General features: G+C 65.4%; 13 protein-coding genes. 9 read left to right on the top strand and 4 right to left on the bottom strand.

The window, feature by feature from the left end; translation table 11 throughout:
• Positions 1-7: 7 nt before the first annotated feature.
• Positions 8-1,957, bottom strand: coding sequence for a M61 family metallopeptidase (locus DKM43_RS03480; protein ID WP_109797115.1), 1,950 nt, complete (start codon positions 1,955-1,957; stop codon positions 8-10).
• A gap of 100 nt (positions 1,958-2,057) precedes the next feature.
• Here DKM43_RS03480 and hisS point away from each other — a divergent pair, with 100 nt between their 5' ends.
• The 7 genes from hisS (at position 2,058) to DKM43_RS03445 (ending at position 10,277) form a co-directional block, all read left to right on the top strand.
• Positions 2,058-3,338 carry a histidine--tRNA ligase gene (hisS, locus tag DKM43_RS03475; RefSeq protein WP_109797114.1) on the top strand — a complete coding sequence of 427 codons (1,281 nt, stop codon included), beginning with the start codon at positions 2,058-2,060 and terminating at the stop codon, positions 3,336-3,338.
• A gap of 37 nt (positions 3,339-3,375) precedes the next feature.
• Positions 3,376-4,452: a peptide chain release factor 1 gene (prfA, locus tag DKM43_RS03470; RefSeq protein ID WP_109797113.1), complete on the top strand. Its 1,077-nt coding sequence runs from the start codon at positions 3,376-3,378 to the stop codon at positions 4,450-4,452.
• Entirely contained in the window at positions 4,449-5,315 is an 867-nt protein-coding gene (prmC, locus tag DKM43_RS03465; protein ID WP_109797112.1) for a peptide chain release factor N(5)-glutamine methyltransferase, read from the top strand. The genes prfA and prmC overlap by 4 nt, the downstream gene beginning before the upstream one ends.
• A 251-nt stretch (positions 5,316-5,566) precedes the next feature.
• The gene (locus tag DKM43_RS03460; protein ID WP_288116817.1) at positions 5,567-6,508 is read left to right on the top strand and encodes a DUF4167 domain-containing protein; all 942 of its coding nucleotides are present in this window, start codon (positions 5,567-5,569) and stop codon (positions 6,506-6,508) included.
• Positions 6,509-6,583: 75 nt separating this feature from the next.
• Positions 6,584-8,185: an apolipoprotein N-acyltransferase gene (lnt, locus tag DKM43_RS03455; protein ID WP_109797111.1), complete on the top strand. Its 1,602-nt coding sequence runs from the start codon at positions 6,584-6,586 to the stop codon at positions 8,183-8,185.
• Positions 8,186-8,282: 97 nt separating this feature from the next.
• Positions 8,283-9,488 (top strand): methionine adenosyltransferase, encoded by a 1,206-nt coding sequence (metK, locus tag DKM43_RS03450; protein WP_109797110.1) that lies wholly within the window; start codon positions 8,283-8,285, stop codon positions 9,486-9,488.
• 162 nt (positions 9,489-9,650) lie between these two features.
• Complete coding sequence (locus DKM43_RS03445) at positions 9,651-10,277, top strand: lysozyme (RefSeq protein WP_145960467.1); 627 nt, start codon at positions 9,651-9,653, stop codon at positions 10,275-10,277.
• A 10-nt stretch (positions 10,278-10,287) separates the two neighbouring features.
• On the opposite strand, the gene DKM43_RS03440 is transcribed toward DKM43_RS03445, so the two are convergent.
• Together DKM43_RS03440 and DKM43_RS03435 are read right to left on the bottom strand one after the other, a co-directional pair.
• Entirely contained in the window at positions 10,288-11,595 is a 1,308-nt protein-coding gene (locus tag DKM43_RS03440; RefSeq protein WP_109797108.1) for an acyl-CoA dehydrogenase family protein, read from the bottom strand.
• On the bottom strand, positions 11,595-12,926 hold the full coding sequence (locus DKM43_RS03435; protein WP_109797107.1) for a phosphotransferase: 1,332 nt from the start codon (positions 12,924-12,926) through the stop codon (positions 11,595-11,597). The genes DKM43_RS03440 and DKM43_RS03435 overlap by 1 nt, the downstream gene beginning before the upstream one ends.
• A 236-nt stretch (positions 12,927-13,162) precedes the next feature.
• Between DKM43_RS03435 and DKM43_RS03430 the strand changes: the two genes are divergently transcribed.
• Positions 13,163-14,131, top strand: a complete 969-nt coding sequence (locus tag DKM43_RS03430; protein WP_109797106.1) for a serine hydrolase — start codon at positions 13,163-13,165, stop codon at positions 14,129-14,131.
• A 140-nt stretch (positions 14,132-14,271) separates the two neighbouring features.
• On the opposite strand, the gene DKM43_RS03425 is transcribed toward DKM43_RS03430, so the two are convergent.
• Positions 14,272-14,457: a hypothetical protein gene (locus DKM43_RS03425; RefSeq protein ID WP_109797105.1), complete on the bottom strand. Its 186-nt coding sequence runs from the start codon at positions 14,455-14,457 to the stop codon at positions 14,272-14,274.
• Between the two features lie 281 nt (positions 14,458-14,738).
• Here DKM43_RS03425 and polA point away from each other — a divergent pair, with 281 nt between their 5' ends.
• A complete protein-coding gene (polA, locus tag DKM43_RS03420) occupies positions 14,739-17,594 on the top strand; it encodes a DNA polymerase I (RefSeq protein WP_109797104.1) in 2,856 nt (951 codons plus the stop codon).
• Positions 17,595-17,663: the final 69 nt, after the last annotated feature.

Below are 17,663 nucleotides of genomic sequence, written 5' to 3'. Positions count from 1 at the left end.
CATTTCGTCACTTCTTAGCGGCGACTGGGCGGCGGGGCTGAAGCAGCAGATCAAGCCCGGTGGGAGCCTTGCCGGGGGCCACGCGCTCCACCCACGGGAAGCGCAAGCCGTCGCGATAATCGAGCATGATGGTGTCATAGCGGCTGCCCCGCTTGACCAGAAGTTCAAGCGGGGCGCCCTTCTCGCCCTTGGCGGCGGTGATCGCCTTCTTGATCTCATCCGCGCTGTAGGCGGCGCCGTTGACCGCGATGATCTGCGCGCCTGTCACGATTCCCGCATTGAAGGCGGGGCTGTCCCACCGGCTGGATGTGACCTTGCCTTCCTTGTCGAGCACAAGGCCGATGGAGTTGGCAAGGCTGAGGCTCTTGCTGAAGTCCATCACCGCCTTGGTGTAGGGGTTCGGCTCTTCCTTCCATACCAGCCGGTAGCCGCCCTTCTCGATCCCGTTCAGCGGCGCGGGCTGGCCCGGCTGGTTGATGCGGGTGTCTATCAGCCTGGCCCAGTCATAGGGGTAGAGCGCATTGAGCTTGGTGATGATCTCGTCCACCTCGAACGGGATCTGGCCCCAGTCGCCGGGGTTCATGCCGAAGAAGGCTCTGGCGAAATCGTCGATCGACCGCTTGCCGCCGGTGCCTTCGCGCAGGATCTGGTCGATTTCCAGCCAGACGAGCGCGCCTTCGGTGTAATAGTCCTCGTTACGGGCCAGCGAGGGATAGGGCTTGGCCTTTCGCGCGGCAAAGACCGGGTCGAAGCCGGTATCCTCGACCGAGCGCCATTCGCGCCCCGGCTGCTGGGTATAACCGCCCGCCCATGCGGCCAGCATTCCCAGCACCATGTCCTTGCCTTGCAGCCCGGAACGCGCGGCCAGCACCAGGCCCCAGAACTGGTCCTGCCCTTCGTAGGTCCACAGCAGATCGCCCTGCATCGGTTGCCGGTAATCGGGCGTCCAAAGCCGGGCGGGGCGGCGGAACTTGCCCGACCACGAATGCGCATATTCATGCGGCAGAAGGTTGCGGTCCCACTCGTTGGCGGCCCATGCGGTGAAGGCATCGGGTTCAAGCTGGTTCTCGCTGGAACGGTGATGTTCCAGCCCGATCCCGCCGATCTTGTCGGACAGCGCCAGCAGGAAGTCATAGTGATCGAAGTGGTTTGCGCCGAAGGCAATCTGGGCCTCGTCGACCAGCGCGGAATGGGCGGCAATATATTCGGGCTTGGCGGCCAGCAGTTCGGGCCGGTCGGCCACGACGTTGAGCGTGACCTTCTGCCCCAGATCCCACTTGCGGAAATGCTTGCCGGCAAAGATCGGCGAATCGACCAGCGTTTCATAGTCCGTCTCGGCCCATGTCGCGCGATTGCCCGCCATGCTCATGCCGTCGAGCGCAGTGGCGGGCGTCCAGCCTTCGGGCAGGGTGACGGATGGCTTCACCCGGATGCGGCGCACATAGTGGCCGGCAGGGTAGAGGCTCATCTTCTCCCATTGCAGGTTGAGCATTTCCGGGGTCATCGTCACCCGGCCCTCACGGGAATCGAGCGGCGAAGTGTGGATGAAGCGGGCCACCACTTCCTTTGCGCCAGCAGGCAGCTTCACGTGGAAGGCATAGACTTCGACCCGGTCGCGCTTCCATTCCACGGGCTTGCCATCGACGAAGAACTGCACGCCCACCAGTTCGGCCAGCGGGCCGCGCGGGCCATGATTGCCGGGCAGCCACTGCGGGAACAGCAGGATGAGTTCCTTCGCGCCCGCAGCGACCGGGATGGTCTGCGTGACGCGATAGGCGCGGCGGGTGATGTCCGAAGCATCGATATCGAGCGTCATCGTGCCGGGATATGCAACATCCTGCGCATCGGGCACGGTCTGCACGATGGGGACGGCCATGGGGGCCGAGTTGGCGGCAAGGGCCTGCGAGGAAACCGAAAGGGCGAGGAGGAGCGGGGCGACCGCGAATGTCTTGAGCATGGAGGCAGTTCATGGCCCGAACCGGTCGCATCCGCAACCATTGGCCTGCGCCTTTTTTCCCGCACTTTCCGTTTTGCACGAATGCCGCTAATCGCGCGCCATGAGTCAGCAAACCCCCAGCACCCAGACTTCAGGCATCCAGACGCCTCAGCCTGTTCGCGGCACGCAGGACATCTTCGGCGCCGATGCCGAGGCATTCGCCTTTGTCGTGGAAACCTTCGAGCGCGTTCGCAAGCTCTACCGGTTTCGCCGCGTGGAGATGCCGGTGTTCGAGAAGACCGCGGTCTTCAGCCGTTCGCTGGGCGAGACGACCGATGTCGTTTCCAAGGAAATGTATTCGTTCGAGGACCGGGGCGGCGAATCGCTGACGCTGCGGCCGGAGTTCACCGCAGGGATCGCGCGCGCCTATATCACCGATGGCTGGCAGCAGTATGCGCCGCTGAAGGTGGCCACCCATGGTCCGCTGTTCCGCTATGAACGCCCCCAGAAGGGGCGCTATCGTCAGTTCCACCAGATCGATGCCGAAGTGATCGGCGCGGCCGAACCGCAGGCAGACGTGGAACTGCTGGTCATGGCCGACCAGTTGCTCAAGGAGCTGGGCATTGCAGACGGGGTGACGCTCCAGCTCAACACGCTGGGCGATGGCGCCAGCCGCGAGGCGTGGCGCACGGCGCTGGTCGACCATTTCCGCGCCGTGAAGGGCGACTTGTCCGAAGATTCGCAGGACCGGCTTGAGCGCAATCCCTTGCGCATCCTCGACAGCAAGGATCCGCGCGACAAGCCCTTCACCGCGCTCGCGCCCAGGATCGACGATTTCCTGAGCGGGGAGGCGCAGGACTTCTTCGGCAAGGTGACGAGCGGCCTCGATGCGGCAGGCGTCCAATGGACTCGCGCTCCGGCGCTGGTGCGCGGGCTGGACTATTACCGGCATACAGCGTTCGAGTTCGTCACCGACCGGCTGGGCGCGCAGGGCACCGTGCTGGGCGGCGGGCGCTATGACGGGCTGATGGAAACGCTGGGCGGGCCGCCTACGCCGGCCGTCGGTTGGGCGGCGGGGATCGAGCGTCTGGCGATGCTCGTGGGCGAGAAGGGCGAGGCGAGGGCGGACGTGATCGTCGTGGTCGAGGATGATTCCCTGCTGATCGTGGGCCTTGCGCATGTCGCGCAGTTGCGCCGCGAGGGCGTGGCGGCCGAGATCGTGTCCGCCGGGTCGGCACGCAAGCGTTTCGACAAGGCGGTGAAGATGGGAGCACGGGCGATCCTTGCACTGGCCATGCGCGATGGCCGCCCTGCGGCCCGTGTCCGGGCAGACGAAGGGGCGGACACTGCGCTTGTGGAAAGGCTGGAGCGGCACGCTCAGGCCGTTTCGGCGGCGCAGTGAGTGCCGTTGAGGCCGTGCGCGGCGTGAGGAGGTGTGCATGTCGGTAAGCGATGCCCGCCTTGCCCAGCTTGCCAACCGCTTCGCCGAACTTGAGGCGCGGCTGGCATCCGGTACGCTGGAAGGCGCGGACTTCATCGCCGCAAGCCGCGACTATGCGGAACTGGAACCCGTTGCCCGCGCGGCGCGCGCGGTGGCCGACATGCGGGCGGAAATGGCCAGCCTTGCCGCGCTGGGCGATTCCGGTGCCGATCCCGAAATGCGCGAACTGGCAGAGGAAGAACTGGCCCGCATCCGCGCCGAGCTTCCGCAAGCCGAGCACCGGCTTGCCATTGCCATGCTGCCGCGCGATTCGGCCGACAGCCGCCCGGCCATGCTGGAAATTCGCGCGGGCACGGGGGGTGACGAGGCCGCGCTGTTTGCCGCAGACCTGTTCCGCATGTACGAACGCTATGCCGCTGAACAGGGCTGGCGGGTGGAGACGATCAGTGTCAACGCCAACGACCTTGGCGGCTACAAGGAAGTGGTGGCCAACATTTCGGGCACCGGCGTTTTTGCAAAGCTGAAGTTCGAGAGCGGGGTTCACCGCGTGCAGCGGGTTCCCGTGACCGAAAGCGGCGGGCGCATCCACACTTCTGCCGCGACCGTGGCTGTGCTGCCCGAACCTGATGAAGTGGATGTGGCGATCGAGGACAAGGACCTGAAGATCGACATCTATCGGGCATCGGGCGCAGGCGGGCAGCACGTGAACACGACCGATTCGGCCGTGCGCATCACCCATCTGCCCACCGGGCTTGTCGTGACATGTCAGGACGAACGCAGCCAGCACAAGAACAAGGCCAAGGCCATGCAGGTGCTGCGCACACGGCTCTATGACCTCAAGCGCGAGGCCGCGCAGGGCGCGGAGGCCGAGGCGCGCAAGGCAATGGTGGGCAGCGGCGACCGTTCGGAGCGCATCCGCACCTACAATTTCCCGCAAGGCCGCGTGACCGATCACCGCATCAACCTTACGCTGCATCGCCTGCCCGAAGTGCTGGAAGGGCCAGGGCTTGGCGAACTGATCGACTCGCTGATCGCCGAGGATCAGGCCAAGCGGCTGGCGGCGATGGACGCGTGACCATCGGCGAAGCGCTGCGCCGTGCGGCCGCGCGGCTCGCTGCCATGTCCGACACGGCGCGGCTCGATGCCGAACTGCTGATGGCGCACGCGCTTGGCTGCACCCGCACCGATCTGCTGCTGCGCCACATGGCCGCGAGTGTTCCGGAAGGATTTGCGGCGCTGGTAGAGCGCCGCGCGCGGCATGAGCCGGTTGCCTACATCACCGGTTCTGCGGCGTTTTACGGGCTGGAGCTTGAGGTCAGCCCTGCCGTGCTGATTCCGCGTGGAGACAGCGAGACGCTGATCGATGCGGCGCGGGCGGCCTTTGCCGGGCGGCCGGCGCCAGCGCGGATTCTGGATCTGGGCACCGGGTCGGGGGCGCTCCTGCTGGCCGCGCTCTCGTTGTGGCCTGATGCCGAAGGTATCGGGCTGGAGCGCTCGCCCGCTGCGATCGGCGTGGCGCGGGCCAATGGCGCGCGGCTGGCGCCTGCTGCAAGGTTCATCGAAGGGGACTGGACGATGCCGGGCTGGGCTGCGGGAATCGGCCGGTTCGATCTTGTCCTGTCCAATCCGCCCTATGTCGAAACCGGGGCCGAACTGGAACGGTCGGTGCGGGGCTTCGAGCCTGCCGAGGCGCTGTTTGCCGGTCCGGACGGGCTGGATGACTATCGCCGCCTGATTCCCCAAGTTCCCGGTCTGCTTGCGGAAAACGGCAGTGCCGTGATCGAGATCGGCTGGACGCAGGGCGCGGCGGTGGCAGAACTGGCGCGCGCCTGCGGGATGGCACCGCGCATCCATCGCGATCTTGGCGGGCGCGAAAGGGCTGTGGAAATGGCCGTTCCGGCCAATATTCCTCTTGGCAAGCAGGCTGTGGCCGACTAATTGAAGGGGCAGGTCAGGAACGGATGAAGCCTTCCCGTTCCGGCCCACTCCACCATTTGCAGGGATGAACGGCCACAGGGGCCGGGACGAGCGCAGATGCTGGGAACTGCTGGCCGGCAATGCAGGCCGGTGGCGGAGGTTGCGCGGCTAAAGGGTAGCTCGACAATACGGGAACGTCCTGCAAGCAAGCTTGTGTGGCTTGCCCGCATCCGGCGAACCTGCATTCCAGATAGGCCGCCCCAATGAAGGAAGTGCCTGAGTTGAATAACAATCGTGGGAACAACCGCCGTCGCGGCCGGGGCAACAACCGATCGCAGAGTGGTGGCCAGCAGCTCAACCGGATCGACAGCCGTGCACGGGGCAATGCGCCCCAGATGCTGGAGAAGTATCGCAAGCTTGCGCAGGACGCCCACATGAACGGCGACCGCGTTCAGGCCGAATACTATCTTCAGTTTGCCGACCACTATTTCCGCGTGATCGCCGATACCCGCCTGCGTCAGGAAGAGCAGCGCAGCCGCCAGAACGGAAGCCAGGGCGGCGGTGATCGCTGGCAGGAGCAGGACATCGAGGACGATGGCGGCGATTTCAGCGTCGAGGGCGATTTCCCCGCCTTTGACCGGCCGGTATCGACCCGGCGCGAACGGGAGGAGCGCGAGGATCGGCAGGAGCGCGCCGAGCCGGGCGAACGCAGTGACCGGAGCGATGAGCGCCGCGAACGCCGCGAACGCGAAGAGCGTCCCCGTGATGATCGTTCGCGTGAGGCCCGTTCTCGCGAAGATCGCGGCGATGGCCGCAGGCGGTTTGACCGCAATCGCGCCCGTGACGACGAAGCCGTGGCCGCCGCGCAGGAGACTCTGCCCGGTGAGGGCATTCCCGCAATCGAGGGTGAACCGGTCAGCCCGGCCGAGGACAATCCCTTCGTGCGGGACAACCGGGCCGCGCGCGGCCTGCGCCCGCGCGGGGAACGCCGCCCGCGCAAGCCTGCTGCTGAAGGCGAGGCCGCAGGTGCCGAGGCTTCGGCCGATGAGGCTCCGGCAACGCTTGACGCTTCGTTCCTGCCTCCTTCGATCAGCGTGAGGGCAGAGCCTGAAGCCGCAGCCGAAGCGGCCGAAGCGCCTGCTGCTGCGCCGAAGAAGCGCGGCCGCCCGCGCAAGACCCCGATTGTCGAAGCGAGCGAGCCGGTAGAAGGCTGAAACCGTTTGCCGAGGATATGACGCCGGGCGCTGGCCGCTTGCGGTCGGCCCCGGCGCGCCGCATAGCAGGCGGCGATGATCTCCCTGATCCGCAAGCTGCACCCCCGCTATCGTGATTGCGCCCTGCTGGCTCTGACTGGCGGCCTTGCGGCCTGCGGATTTGCGCCGCTCGGCCTGTGGCCGCTGACGCTGGCGGCTCTCGCATTCCTGCTTCTTCGCCTCAGTCATGCCGAAGGCTGGCGCGATGCACTGCTGGCCGGATGGTGCTTCGGCCTTGGCCATTTCATCGTGGGCAATGGCTGGATTGCCACGGCTTTCACCTATCAGGCGGAAATGCCCAAGTGGCTGGGCTGGATCGCGGTTGTGCTGCTGGCGGTCTATCTGGCGGTCTATCCGGCGCTCGCAGCGCTGGGGGGCTGGTGGCTGGCGCGAAGGCATGGCGCCCTGCTGGTTCCGGCGCTGGCGGCGACATGGATCGTGACCGAATGGCTGCGCGCCTGGGTGTTTACCGGCTTTGCCTGGAATCCGCTGGCGATGGTCACGCTTGGCAGCTTTGGCAGGCCGGGTCTGGCGCTGGTGGCGCCGTGGACGGGAACCTATGGCCTATCGGGGCTGGTTGTCCTGCTGGGGGGCTGTTGGTTGGCGGCATGGCAGGCCCTGCAGCGCGGCAAGTGGCACATGAGCGGCGTTCATGCGCTGGGCGCGGCACTGGTGATGCTGGTGCCGCTGCTCCATGCTCCGCAGCAGCGCGAGGGCACGCTTGCCTATACGCTGGTCCAGCCCGATGTGCGGCAGGACCTGCTCAACGATCCGGCCAACTACGAAAACCAGTTCCGCAAGACGGCGGCGCTGTCGTTGCCGCGAAAGCCGGGCGAGACGCGGCTGCTGCTCTGGCCGGAAAGCGGCGTGCCGGATTTCCTGCGTCCGGGTTATGCCCCGTTCTGGTATGACGAGACGACCTATCTCGGCAATCCGGCGCTGGCGCGCGAGCGGCTGGGCAGGGTGACGGGCAAGGGCGGCCTGCTGATGACCGGCACCACCGATCTGGCGATGGAAGGCGGCAGGGTTGTTGGCGCCTGGAACGTGGTGACGGCGCTTGATGCCTCCGGTGCGATCCGCGCATCCTATGCCAAGGCGCATCTTGTTCCATATGGCGAGTATCTGCCGATGCGCTGGCTGCTGGAGCCCATCGGCCTTTCGCGGCTGGTGGCAGGCAGCCTTGATTTCCTGTCCGGGCCGGGTCCGCGCACGCTCGATCTTGGCCCGGTCAGCCGGGGAGGATGGGGCAAGGCCGGGATCCAGATCTGTTACGAGATCATCTTTTCCGGGCAGGTGGTCGATCGGACGAAGCGCCCGGATTACCTGTTCAACCCTTCGAACGATGGCTGGTTCGGATCATGGGGGCCGCCGCAGCATCTGGCGCAGGCCCGGATGCGCGCGATCGAGGAAGGACTGCCAGTGCTGCGCGCCACCACCACCGGAATCAGTGCGGTGATCGATGCCCATGGCATCGTGCGCCAGTTCGTGCCGAGCCAGATGGCCGGGCGTCTTGAGGGCAAGGTTCCGCCCGCCCGCGCGCCGACGCTCTTTGCGCAGGCTGGCAACATGCTGGGTCTTGGGTGGGCGATAGTGCTTCTTTTCGTCGCACTGGTTGCAAGGACTACGCGGAAACGCTAAGCGGAAGGTGACATAAAGGTTTCTTTATATCGCATCCGCAAGGTTTCACTTCAGCGCCTCCGCTCTCTGGCACAGGCCAACCAGCACAGGATCACCCATGCGCACCGATTACCTGTTCACTTCCGAAAGCGTTTCCGAAGGCCATCCCGACAAGGTTTCGGACCAGATCAGCGACGCGATCGTCGACCTGTTCCTGTCGAAGGACCCCGAAGCGCGCATCGCCTGCGAAACCCTGACGACGACGCAGCTTGTGGTGCTGGCGGGTGAAATCCGCTGCAAGGGCGTTTACGAGAAAGGTGAATGGGCGCCGGGCGCGCAGGAAGAGATCGAGAAGACCGTGCGCGAGACGGTGAAGCGCATCGGATACGAGCAGGACGGCTTCCACTGGGAGAAGTTCGAATTCATCAACCGTCTGCACGGCCAGTCGGCGCACATTGCGCAGGGCGTGGACGCGGCCGACAACAAGGACGAGGGCGCAGGCGATCAGGGCATCATGTTCGGTTATGCCACCGACGAGACGCCCGATCTCATGCCTGCCACGCTCTACTACAGCCACAAGATCCTTGAGCGCATGGCGGCCGACCGCCATTCGGGCGCGGCACCCTTCCTTGAGCCTGACGCCAAGAGCCAGGTCACGCTGCGTTATGAAGGCTCGCTGCCGGTGGCCGCCACTGCCATCGTCGTCTCGACCCAGCACGCGCCGGGCTATGACGAAGGCGAAAAGGAAGCCGAACTGCACGAATACGTGAAGCGCGTGGTGGCCGAAGTGATTCCGCCCGTTCTGCTGCGCGAGACCAAGTATTACATCAACCCGACCGGTTCGTTCGTCATCGGCGGGCCGGATGGCGACGCGGGCCTGACCGGGCGCAAGATCATCGTCGATACCTATGGCGGTGCGGCCCCGCATGGTGGCGGCGCATTTTCGGGCAAGGATCCGACCAAGGTTGACCGTTCGGCCGCCTACATCACCCGCTATCTTGCCAAGAACGTGGTGGCGGCAGGGCTGGCCACGCGTTGCACCATCCAGATTGCCTATGCCATCGGCGTATCCGAGCCGCTGTCGCTCTATGTCGATACGCACGAAACCGGCACCGTGGGCGACGACAGGATCGAAAAGGCGATTTTGGGCATTGCCCGGCTTGGGGGCCTTACCCCGCGCGCCATCCGCACCCATCTGGGCCTCAACAAGCCGATCTATCAGCGCTCGGCCGCCTATGGCCACTTCGGTCGCAAGGCCGAAGGGGATTTCTTCCCGTGGGAGCGGCTCGATCTGGTGGATGATCTCAAGGCAGCGCTCGCCTGATCTCGACCTGATCCGGGCACACGCGGCTCATGACCGTGGACTCAGCGGCCCGCTGCGCCACGCGCGGCGGGCCGCTTTGCGTTTGATGGGTTTCATCTGCGCTTTCCTACACGCGAACCGATGCGCACGACTCTGGCCTTTGCAACGGAGTCGGAAAATCTCATGCGCGAACTTACCCCCCGGATCGCTCTTGAACTGATTGCCCACGAAGGAATCGTCACCGAAGCCTACAGGGACAGTGTCGGGGTGTGGACATGGAGCGTGGGCATCACCGATGCCAGCGGGCATACGGTGTTCCCCCGCTACAAGGACAGGCCGCAGCCACTTGAGCACTGCATCGGCGTCTATCTGTGGCTGCTGCGCGAGAAGTATCTCCCGCCAGTGCTGGCCGCCTTCGGGCGGCACGATCCGAGCGAGGCCCAGCTTGCGGCAGCGCTGTCATTCCACTGGAACACCGGCGCGATTGCGCGGGCAAGCTGGCTGGGCCGGTTCGTGCGCGGCGACGTGGCAGGCGCGCGCGCCCGGATGCTAGACTGGGCGAGGCCAAAGGAGCTTCTGCCCCGCCGGCGCAAGGAACAGGCACTGTTCTTCGATGGGACGTGGTGCGAGGACGGCACCGCGCTGGTCTATGACGTGGCCAAGCCTTCCTACCAGCCTGCGCGCGGGCGGCGCGTGCAGGTGCGCGCGCTGGTTGAGGGCCTGTTCGCCCACGCCCCGGCTTCAGCGGCCAAAGCCTCGCCGGGCGTGACAGCCCCGACGAAGACCTGGTTCGATCGCCTGTTCGAGTGATGCCCCGGTCCTAACCCTTGCCGAACAAGTCCTTTCTCGGCCCCAGATAGCCGAAGAGGAAGGCGCCCACCTTGCGCATCTGGATTTCCTCGGCACCTTCGGTGATGCGGTAGCGGCGGTGGTGGCGGTAGATGTGCTCGAACGGCTTGTGCCGGGAATAGCCGATGCCGCCATGAACCTGCATCGCACGGTCGGCCGCTTCGCAGACCAGCCGGTTTGCCCAGTAATTGCACATCGAGACCTTGTCCGACAGTTCGCGCTCGATGCGCTTGTGCCCGCCTTCCTCGGCTTCGAGCCGGTCCATTTCCCACGCGGTCTTGCGGATGAGCAGCCGCAGCATCTCGCACTGGGTGGCAAGTTCGACCAGGGGGAACTGGATGGCCTGATTGCGCGCCAGTTCCTGGCCAAAGGGCTTGCGCTCGCGCGCGTAGCGAACCGATTCCTCGATGCAGAAGGTGGCTGCCCCCAACGAGGATGCCGCCTGCCGGATGCGGTTCTGGTGGACGAAGCTTTGCGCAATCGCCAGCCCGCCGCCGATGGGGCCAAGAATGGCGCTCTCAGGCACCCAGACATTGCTGAACGAAATGCGCGGGTGGTCGGTCGGCATGTTGAAAGTCCACAGGTATTCCTCGATCACCAGACCTTCGGTGGGATTGGGCACGAGGAAGCAGGTAATGCCGCGCGCATCGCCATCCGCGCCGCTGGTGCGCGCGAAAGTGGCGCAATGGGTGGCCACGTGCATTCCGGTGGTCCACATTTTTTCGCCGTCGATGCGCCAGCCCGGCACGCCATCGCGCACTTCGGGCACGGCGCGGGTTTCCATGTGGGTGGCATCCGATCCGTGGCCGGGTTCGGTAAGGCCGAAGGCGACTCGCCGGGTGCGTGCGAAGCCGCCGTTGATGAACTCGTCCTGCTGTTCGGGGGTGCCGAAGTGTTCGAACATCGCCACGAACGGGAAGTTGCCCACGATCGAATGTTCGTTCTGAAGATCGTTGTGCAGGCCAAGGCCCTTGGCGGCAAAGTGATCGCGGATTACTGCCATCCAGAGGTTCTTGCCGTCCTTGCCGCCATACTTTCTGGGCGCGGAAAAGCGCCAGTGCCCGGCGGCATCGGCACGGCGGGTGGCCTCAGTCAACAGGGCTTCCCATTCGTGGCGGGGCAGGCCGCCATTCTCGAAATCGGTGCGCGCCCATTCACGGCGGTGGTCGAAGAAGCGGATGTTGTCGTCCGCCTGTTCGAGCGGCCTGATCTCGGCCTCGATGAAGGCATCAAGTTCGCCAAGATAGGCGACAAGGTCTTGCGGAAGATCGAAGTCCATCAGGCGTGCTCCCAAAGGGCGGTGGCGGCGGCAAGGGCCGGGTATCTTGGCATGTCGGCGGCAAGGGTGGACAGGGCGCGGCGGCGCAGGTCTGCCAGCAGGCCCGGCGTGGCGAGGGAAAGGCGTCCGGCAAGCAGATCATCGGCCAGCGTTCTGTCGGCCGGATCGGTGCGCCCGGCCAGTTCGCGCTGCACGATGCCAAGCGCATTGCGCGCCACGGCCAGTTCGAAGCGTTCGCGCCCGGTCAGCCGGTCCTTGACCGTGGCGGCCAGCCATTCGGACACGGCCGTGAGAATTTCAGCCGCGGTTGGCTCGCCACTCTGCGCGGCGGGTGGCGGGGCTGGCGGGGGCAGGGGGCGCAGGCGTTCCGCTTCGGGAGCCTCGGCTTCGAGCAGGAGCAGGAGGTCCAGTTCCTGTTCGGCGCAGCGCCGCGCCACCACCACCCGTTCGAGCGAGCGGTCCGTGCCGCTGCGCCAGGATTGCCCCATGCCAAGGCAGCCCAGCGCCCACCAGACAGTGCGATAGACCAGCCAGAAGCGGAAGCGCGCCGGATCGAACGGTTCGCCTCCTGCCGCTTCGTATGCGCGGGCAAGGCCCGCTACGTCGGTCAGGCCGAAGCCGGGCCGGTCAAGCCTGCCGAAACGCCAGACCGTCATGCAGCCATAGGCAAGGTCTTCGTGCCCGTCGCCCAGATGCGCCAGTTCCCAGTCGAGCACGCCCGAAAGCCGCCCCTTGTCGACCATGAGATTGCCGATGCGGAAATCGCCATGGACAACCACGCTTTTCGCGGGCGGCGGCAGATTGCGGCGCAGCCAGGAAAGGCCCAGCGCGATGAGCGGCCGGTCGCCTCCGGCTTCGGCAAACTGCCGGGCCAGACCTTCGATGCCCTGAACCGGATCGAGGCGAGGCAGGAAATCCAGCCCCCCGGTATCGAGCGCGTGGATGCGGGCCATGGCCTGCGCAAGGTCCGCAGCAAGCGGCATAGGGGGTGAGGACAGCGCCGTTTCGGGATCTGCCGTGCCGGGCAGACAGCGCATCACGAAGCCGATGCCGAGGCCATCTTCGGGTGCCAGTTCGGCGATCACTTCGGGCGCGGCGACGCCAGCGGCATGGGCGCGGCGGATCAGTTCGGCTTCGCCTGCCATGTCGAGCGGGCGCGCAGCAATCCATTCCGCCGATGGCGCGCGGCGCAGCACGAACCTGTCTGCGCCGCAGGAGAACCGCCAGGACTCCATGTTCGCGCCGCCGGAAAGGCGCTCAAGCGCTTCGACCGGGGTGCCGGCCTTTACCGATCCGGCGCGGCGGATCACGGCTTCCAGAAGCCTTTCCATAGCCTCTCCATGCTGCGGTCGTTGCGCCGCCGGGCGGACTATCCTTAACCGTCCGGTTAAAGTCCAGCGGGAAAAGCTTGGCAGATCATGGCAGGAAACATGGCGATATCAGGCACGGGGATCGGCCAACCTGCACGCTGGCTGCGCCGAGGTGTTCAGAAGGACACTTTCCCCGCGATTTGCAAAAGGTTAGTGTCGTTAACCAGGGATAAGGCACGGTCGGGATACCTTTGGGCATGAAGTTTCGCACGGCACGAATCATCGCCAGCCTGTTCATGGCGGCCCCGGCGCTTGTGGCGACGGTTCCATCGGTGCAGAGCCGCGCGTCGCTTTCCATTCAGGAACAGCGCGACCAGATCATCCAGCAGCAGGTCGAGGCGATCGCCGCCGAAGGGCGCGGCCGCATTGGCGTGGCAGCGATGGACCTTGATGGCGGCGGGCAGATCTTCATCAACCCCGACATGGCCTTTCCCATGGCCAGCACCGCCAAGATCGCGGTTGCCGCCACCTTTCTGGAACAGGTCGAGAAGGGCAACTACCGGCTGGACCAGCAGTTTCCGCTGATGCTTCCGGTGCGCGAGACCGGGCGGATCAGCCCTGAAGCGCCGCTGCGCGCGGGCGATCTGATGACCGCGCAGACGCTGATGGAACTTATGATTACCCGCAGCAGCAACGAGGCAACCGATGGTCTGCTTCAGGTTGTCGGCGGGGTCGAGAATGTGAATCGCTGGCTTACGCGCAATGGCATCGCCGGACAGCGTCTCGATCACACGATGGCAACGCTGGTGCGCGATGATGGCAAGGTCGATCCGGCAAAGGTGATCGACACCCGCACATCCAGCACGCCGCGCGCCATGATTGCCCTGCTGGCCGCGATCGACCGTGGCGGCGTGCTCAGCCCGGAAAGCCGCGCGGTGCTGCTCGATACGATGACTCGCACCAGCACGGGCAAGACCCGCATTCGCGCAGGGTTGCCCGAAGGCACGCTGGTGGCGCACAAGACCGGGACGCTATGGGGTGTGACCGATGATGTGGGCATCGTGCGCCTGCCCGACGGTCGGCATCTGGCGGTGGCGTTCTTCGTGACCGGTCCGGAAGGCCACGCCGCGCATGCAAAGCTCATCGCGCGGATGATGCGCGTCATCTACGACGGCTATGCCACGCCGCTGTCGGGTGGCGGACAGGATCTTGCGCGGCGGCGCTGAGGCGCAGCGCCGGGTTTGTCGCAGGGCGCACCGCTGCATGGCACCTGATGTGGCGCAATCCGCATGATGCCAAAGAGAAAGGGGCGCGGTCCGAAGACCACGCCCCTTTGAAACTCTTGCAATCTGCCGTGAGGCAAAGATTACATCGAAGCTTCCGAAGCTTCAGCAGCAGCTTCCGAGGCAGCGCCCGAAGCGTCAGCAGCAGCGTCCGAAGCAGCGTCGGTGGCTTCAACAGCAGCTTCGGTGGCTTCTTCAGCCGGCTTTTCCGAGCAGCCAGCGAGAGCGAAGGCGGTGCCGGCGACAGCGGCGAGGATGAGCTTGCGCATGCGTTACAATCCCTGGATTGAAGTGAACAGCGCCGGGCAAGCAGCCCGCCGCAAAGCCTACTCAACCGGTAGACTTCGCGACCCAATTAATCGGCAATTCATCCGGTTGCAAGCACAAGACGTATGCATTTCGTCTCAACCTGCCTGCCGGGCGGGGCGGGCTGCCTTTTTTCTGCCGGATTTTGCGGGGTTTGCGCGCCATCGTGCGCCGCGCAAAAGTTCAACAAAGGTGGTGCCGCAAGAGCGATGACGCGCGGGCGGCGCCCTGCTAACACGCGCCGATGAGCGAAAAACAGCATCTCTATCTGGTTGACGGATCGGCCTATATCTTTCGTGCCTATCACCGCCTGCCGCCTCTCACGAATCCTGAGGGCGTGCCCGTTGGCGCGGTCTATGGTTATACGACGATGCTGTGGAAGCTGGCCGAGGATCTCCACAAGGCCGATGGACCGACGCATCTGGCGGTGATTCTCGACAAGGCCGGCACCTCGTTCCGCAATGACCTTTACGATCAGTACAAGGCCAACCGCCCGCCGCCGCCCGAAGATCTGGTGCCGCAGTTCCCGCTCATCCGCGATGCCACGCGCGCCTTCAGCCTTGCCTGCATCGAGGAGGACGCGCTGGAGGCGGATGATCTCATCGCGTCCTATGCCCGCGCCGCCACTGCACGCGGCTGGGATGTGACCATCGTATCTTCGGACAAGGATCTGATGCAGCTTGTCGGCACGGCCGAGAACGGCGCGTCGATCGACATGCTCGACACGATGAAAAACCAGCGCATCCACGTGCCGGAAGTGATGGAAAAGTTCGGCGTCACGCCTGAGCGTGTGGGCGACGTGCTGGCGCTGATGGGCGATTCGGTCGACAACGTGCCGGGCATCCGCGGCATCGGTCCCAAGACCGCCACCAAGCTGATTCAGGAATACGGCGATCTTGAAGCCGCGCTCGCCGCCGCGCCTTCGATGAAGCCGGGCAAGCTGCGCGAGAGCCTGATCGAACAGGCCGACATGGCGCGGCTTTCGCGGCAGTTGGTGCAACTGAAGGAGGATTGCCCGCTGCCGGTGGCGCTGGATGATTTCGCGCTGGGCCAGATCCCGCGCGAACCGCTGGCGGCGTTCCTCGAAGAACACGGCTTTACCAGCCTGCTCCGGCGCCTGAACGATGGCAAGGGCAGTCCGGGGCCGAAGACGCAGCTCAATCCCGCAAAGGCCGAGAATGGCGCGGCTCCTGCGCCAAGGCCCGGCAGCGAAGGCAAGCAGCCAAGCACCCGCCAGCCCCTGCCCGAATGGCCGATGATCGATTACGGGGCCTATGCCTGCATTCAGTCCATGGGCGAACTGCACCAGTGGATCGCCCGCGCCTTCGAAGCGCGGGTGGTGGCGGTGGATACCGAGACGAGCGCGCTTGATGCCATGCGTGCCGATCTGGTGGGGGTAAGCCTTGCCATCGGGCCGAACGATGCCTGCTATATCCCGATGGGCCACAGCGGGGCCGACATGTTTGCCGAACGGCCTGTGCAGGTGAACCGGGCCGATGCGCTGGCCGCACTCAAGCCGCTGCTGGAAAGCGATGCGGTGCTCAAGGTCGGGCAGAACATCAAGTATGACATCAATGTGCTGGCGCGCCACGGCATAACGGTTGCGCCGATCGATGATACCATGGTGATGAGCTTCTGCCTTGATGCCGGGCGCGGCGAGGCGGGAATGGGCGGCCATGGCATGGATGAACTGGCCGAGCGGCATCTTTTGCACACGACGATGAAGTTCAAGGATCTGTGCGGCACGGGCAGGAAGGCGATCTCGTTTGCCGAAGTGCCGCTGACCGATGCCACACGCTATGCCGCCGAGGACGCCGACGTGACATGGCGCCTGCATCGCCTGTTCCTGCCGCGGCTGTCGGATGAGGGCGGCACCCGCATCTACCAGCGAGTCGACCGCTCATTGATTCCGGTCGTGGCGATGATGGAGCGTAACGGCATCAGGGTGGACCGCGAGAAGCTGGCCGGGCTTTCCACCGGCTTTGCCGCCGAAATCGCGCGGCTGGAAGCGGCGATCCACGAGAAGGCGGGCATGACGTTTGCCATCGGCAGCCCCAAGCAGCTTGGCGAGGTTTTGTTCGACAAGCTTGGCTACAAGGGCGGCAAGAAGGGCAAGACCGGGCAATATTCGACCGACCAGTCGGTGCTGGAAGCCCTTGCGGCACAAGGCGCGGAAGTGGCCACGCTGGTGCTCGAATGGCGGCAACTGTCGAAGCTCAAATCAACCTATACCGACGCGCTTCAGGCCGCGATCAATCCTGATACGGGCCGGGTGCACACCAGTTACAGTCTGGTGGGCGCGCAGACCGGGCGCCTTTCATCGAATGAGCCGAACCTGCAGAACATTCCGGTCCGCACCGAGATCGGCCGCCAGATCCGCGATGCGTTCGTGGCCGAGCCCGGCAACCTGCTGCTGGCGGCGGACTACAGCCAGATCGAACTCCGGCTGGCAGCCCATATGGCCGATGTGCCCGCCCTGAAGGAGGCTTTCGCGGCCGGGGAGGACATTCACGCGCGCACCGCGATGGAAATGTTCGGCCACGTCGATCGTGACACGCGCGGCCGGGCCAAGACGATCAACTTCGCCATCCTCTATGGCATCAGCCGCTGGGGCCTTGCCGCGCGGCTGGGGGTAAGTGCAGACGAGGCGCAGGCGATGATCGATCGCTACTTCGAGCGGTTCCCCGGCATCCAGCGTTATATCCACGAAACGCTGGAGAGCGTGCGCGAGCGTGGCTATTCGGAAACGCTGTTCGGCCGCAAGACGTGGTTCCCGCGCATCAATTCCAGGAACCAGGCCGAACGGCAGGGCAGCGAGCGCGCCGCGATCAACGCGCCGATCCAGGGCACGAGCGCCGACATCATCAAGCGCGCCATGGCCCGCATGATGCCCGCGCTGCAAGAGGCGGGTCTGGGGCAGGTGAAGATGCTGCTTCAGGTGCACGACGAACTGGTGTTCGAACTGCCGGAGGCAGATGTCGGCGCGGCCCGGCCCGTGATCGAGCGGGTCATGGCCACGGCCGCCGAACCGGCCGTGAAGCTCAGCGTTCCGCTGGGCGTGGAAATCGGCACGGGCCTTTCGTGGGGGGCGGCGCACTGATCCGGCAGGCGCCGCAGGGGGCGAGGATTTCGCGCCCTGGCTGGGCGCCCCGGTTCAGCACATAACTTC

The sequence above is a fragment of the Novosphingobium meiothermophilum genome (assembly GCF_003171715.1).
GTDB classification, from domain to species: domain Bacteria; phylum Pseudomonadota; class Alphaproteobacteria; order Sphingomonadales; family Sphingomonadaceae; genus Novosphingobium; species Novosphingobium meiothermophilum.
This window is presented reverse-complemented; position numbering and strand designations above follow the sequence as displayed.